The sequence below is a fragment of the Corallococcus aberystwythensis genome, from assembly GCF_003612165.1.
In the GTDB taxonomy this organism is placed as follows: Bacteria; Myxococcota; Myxococcia; order Myxococcales; family Myxococcaceae; genus Corallococcus; species Corallococcus aberystwythensis.
On sequence record NZ_RAWK01000460.1, the window covers coordinates 1 to 3,896 of the forward strand.

The 3,896-nt window shown below is 72.1% G+C and carries 2 protein-coding genes; one reads left to right on the forward strand and one right to left on the reverse strand.

What is annotated here, in order from left to right:
* The first annotated feature begins 466 nt into the window (after positions 1–466).
* The gene (locus D7W81_RS40235; RefSeq protein ID WP_208721670.1) at positions 467–2,701 is read left to right on the forward strand and encodes a PTS fructose-like transporter subunit IIB; all 2,235 of its coding nucleotides are present in this window, start codon (positions 467–469) and stop codon (positions 2,699–2,701) included.
* On the opposite strand, the gene D7W81_RS40240 is transcribed toward D7W81_RS40235, so the two are convergent.
* The coding region (locus tag D7W81_RS40240; RefSeq protein WP_306440947.1) for a GAF domain-containing sensor histidine kinase at positions 2,702–3,896 on the reverse strand (1,195 nt) is incomplete at its 5' end.

Here is a 3,896-nt window from a genome sequence, read left to right on the forward strand (position 1 = left end):
CCCCCAACTGGTCCGACAGTCGGACCAGTTGCCTCCGTCCGGCTGGAACAGCCTCCCAGCCACGACAGCTGACGGGGCGAGTCCGTCAGGACCCGACAGTGCATCCCCTGGCCAGGGCAGGGGGCCGGGCGCGGTCTTCCAACTGGTCCGACTGTCGGACCAGTTGCCTCCGTCCGGCTGGAACAGTCTCCCAGCCACGACAGCTGACGGGGCGAGTCTGTCAGGACCCGACAGTGCATCCCCTGGCCAGGGCAGGGGGCCGGGCGCGGTCTTCCAACTGGTCCGACTGTCGGACCCGTTCGTGCGGTGCGCCGCGGACGGGCAGTCCCTGCGATGGCCTGGCGTGACCCCACCCGCCCACCGGCGGCAGGTGGCGAAGCGAAGACGCGACTGGGACAACAAGGCACCCGGGCAGGCGCGGCCGGCAGGCTCCACCTGAGAGACAGCGGCAAAGGACACGACGACGATGGCGAAACTGGTGGCGGTCACCGCCTGTCCCACGGGCATCGCGCATACCTTCATGGCGGCCGAGGCGCTGCGCCGCGTGGCGGACCTCAAGGGCCACGAGCTCTCCGTGGAGTCGCGCGGCGCGGAAGGCGTGCGCACGCCGCTGGATGAAGCCGTGGTCGCGCAGGCGGACGCGGTCATCCTCGCCACGGACATCACCGTGGACGAGTCACGCTTCCAGGGCAAACCCCTGGTCCGCACCTCCACGGCAGTCGCCATCCGCGACACCGAGCGGATCATCGACGAAGCCGTGGCCCGCGCCACGCTGCACCGGAAGACCTCCGGCTCCGAGTCAGCAGCCCTCCCGGTGACAAGCGCCCCTCGCCCGGGCACCGAGTCACCGCTTGCTCGCGCCACACCGCACCGCAAGACGGCGGCCTCCGAGGCAGCCGCGTCCCCGTCAACGGACGAGGCCCGCGGAGGCACCGAGTCACCTCCCGGTGGATCCTCTCGTTGGGCTGGCTTGCTGGAGGGCGCCACGCCCCCATCCCCTGCCGCCGGAACCGTGCGCCGTGCCGGCACTTCGAGTGGGAGCGCCGCCGCACCGCCCACGCCCGCCAGCGGCTCGCGCGGCACGGATGCATCGGGTGGCCTCCCATCCCCTGGCACCGAGCACCGAGCGGACGCCACGGGTGAAGCCCAGGCCCCAATCCCCCTCGCGGGCACCTCGCGCCGAGCGGACGCCACGGGTGAAGCCCGAGCCCCAATCCCCCTCGCGGGCACCTCGCGCCGTGCGGACGCCACGGGTGAAGCCCTCGCCCCGCTTCCCCTCGCTGGCACCCCACGCCGTGCGGACGCTCCCACGCGTACGCCGCCGTCCTCCACGCCCGTGGGCACGCTGGTCGCGGTGACAGCGTGTCCCACCGGCATCGCGCATACCTTCATGGCCGCGGAGGCCCTCACGCGCGCCGCTCGCGCCCGGGGCTACGCCATCCGCGTGGAGACGCAGGGCTCCGTGGGCGCGAAGAACACGTTGACCGCCGAGGAGATCGCCCAGGCGGACGCGGTCATCATCGGCGCGGACACCCACGTCTCCACTGAACGCTTCGCCGGCAAGCGCCTGCTCCAGACCTCCGTGGGCGAAGCCCTCAAGCAGGCCGACCGCGTCGTGGAACAGGCCCTCGCCCTGCCTCCACCCGCGGGCGCCACGCCTGCCACCCCCATCGCGCCCACCCGCGCCGAACCGGCGGGCGCGTACAAGCACCTGCTCACGGGCGTGTCGTTCATGCTGCCCTTCGTCGTCGCGGGCGGCCTGCTGCTGGCGCTGTCATTCGTCTTCGGCATCGACGCGTACAAGCAACCCGGCACGCTGCCCGCCGCGCTGAAGGGCATTGGCGACGCGGCCTTCGCGCTCATGGTGCCGGCGCTCGCGGGCTATCTCGCGTACTCCATCGCGGACCGTCCCGGGCTCGCGCCGGGCTTCATCGGCGGCATGCTGGCGAACCAGCTCAACGCGGGGTTCCTGGGCGGCATCGCCGCGGGATTCCTCGCGGGCTATGTGACGCGCACGCTGCGCGACCGCATCCGGCTGCCCGCGAACCTGGAGGGCCTCAAGCCGGTGCTCGTCCTCCCGCTGCTGTCCGCGCTCATCGTCGGCCTGCTCATGACCTACGTCGTCGGCGCGCCCGTGGCCGCGCTGATGGGCGCCCTCACCCGCTTCCTCCAGGGCCTGACGGGAACGAACGCCGTGCTGCTGGGCCTGCTGCTGGGCGCGATGATGGCCGTCGACACCGGCGGCCCCATCAACAAGGCCGCGTATGCCTTTGGCGTGGGCCTGCTGGGCTCCAACACCTTCACGCCCATGGCCGCGGTGATGGTCGCGGGCATGACGCCCCCGCTGGGCATCTCCCTGGCCACGCTCGTCGCGAAGCGCCGCTTCACCCTCCAGGAGCGCGAAGCCGGCAAGGCCGCCGCCGTGCTGGGGCTCGCCTTCATCACCGAGGGCGCCATCCCCTACGCGGCCCGGGACCCGCTGCGCGTCATCCCGGCCATGGCCTTCGGGTCCGCCATCGCGGGCGCCGTGTCCATGGGCTTCGGCTGCGCGCTGCGCGCCCCTCACGGCGGCGTCTTCGTCTTCGCCATCCCCAACGCCGTGCAGCCGCTGGGGCCCTACCTGCTGGCGCTCCTCGCGGGCACGCTGGCCACCACGCTCGGGCTCGTCGTGCTCAAGCGGCCCCTGCCGGACGCGGGCTGATCAACACCCTCGCGGCAGGTGCACCCGGAAGGTGGTGCCCGCCTCCGCCGTGGACACCACATCCACCTCGCCGCCGTGCGCGCGGACGATCTGATTCACGATGAAGAGGCCCAGCCCCACGCTGCGGTGCTCGCTGCCCTCCGTGGTGCCCCGGGTCATCGGCTCGAAGAGGATGGGCAGCAGCGCCGGTGGGATGGGCGTCCCCGCGTTCGTCACCGCCAGCACCACCTCGCGCGCGTCCCCGCGCGCCTCCACGCGGATGTGCGCGTCCGGCGTGCTGTACTGCACGGCGTTGGTGAGCAGGTTGGTCAGCACCTGCGCGATGCGGTCCGGATCCCACTTCCCGCGTCCGTTCCCCTCGCACACCAGGTCCAGCGTCCGTCCCTGCGCGGTGAGGCGCACCTCGTCCACCACCTGCTCGGCGACTTCGTGCAGGTCCATGGGCTGGGGCTTCACCGGCAGGGGCATGCCCGTGCGCACGTGGGTGAAGTCCAGCAGGTCGCGGATGAGCCGGTTCGCCCGGTCCGACGAATCGAGGATGCGCCGCAGCCCCCGGCGCGCACGGTCATCCAGGTCCGCCCTGCGCATCAGCGTCGCCGCCGCCAGTGAGATGGCGTTGAGCGGGTTGCGCAGGTCGTGGCTGACAATGCCCATCAACTGCTCGCGCAGGACCGACGCCTCCTGGGCGCCCAGCAGCTGCGAGTCGCGCTCGGAGAGCACCTCCTCCTGCTCCAGCTGGTGGCCCACCAGGTCACCCAGGTGGCGGAAGACCTCCAACGCGTCGTCGGTGAGGTCCGCGGGCCTCGAGTCCAGCGCGCACATCACGCCGAAGAAGTCCCCGTTGCGCCGGTACAGCGGCACCGCGATGTAGCTCTCCACGTTGTACATCTTCGGCGCGGGGTGGTTCTGGAAGCGTGGGTCCTGGCTCGCATGGTTCACCCGTATCGGCGTCCCCAGGTTCCGCACGGTGTTGCAGAACGTGGTGCTGACGACCAGCGTGTCCCCGGCCTTCAGCCCGAAGCCCATCTCGTCCAGCACCGCGCAGCACGTCCACGACTCCGGCGTCACGCGCGCCACCACCGCCAGGCGCAGCCCCGTGGTCCGCGTCAGCACCCGCAGCACCGTCTTCACCGCTTCGATGCGCCCCACGGCTTCCACATCCCCGGAGAGGGGGGCCGGGGGACGAATATGGGGG

Coding starts and splice junctions, on each gene's coding strand:
- D7W81_RS40235 (WP_208721670.1), top strand. CDS start 467: ATGGCGAAACTGGTGGCGGTCACCGCCTGTCCCACGGGCATCGCGCAT.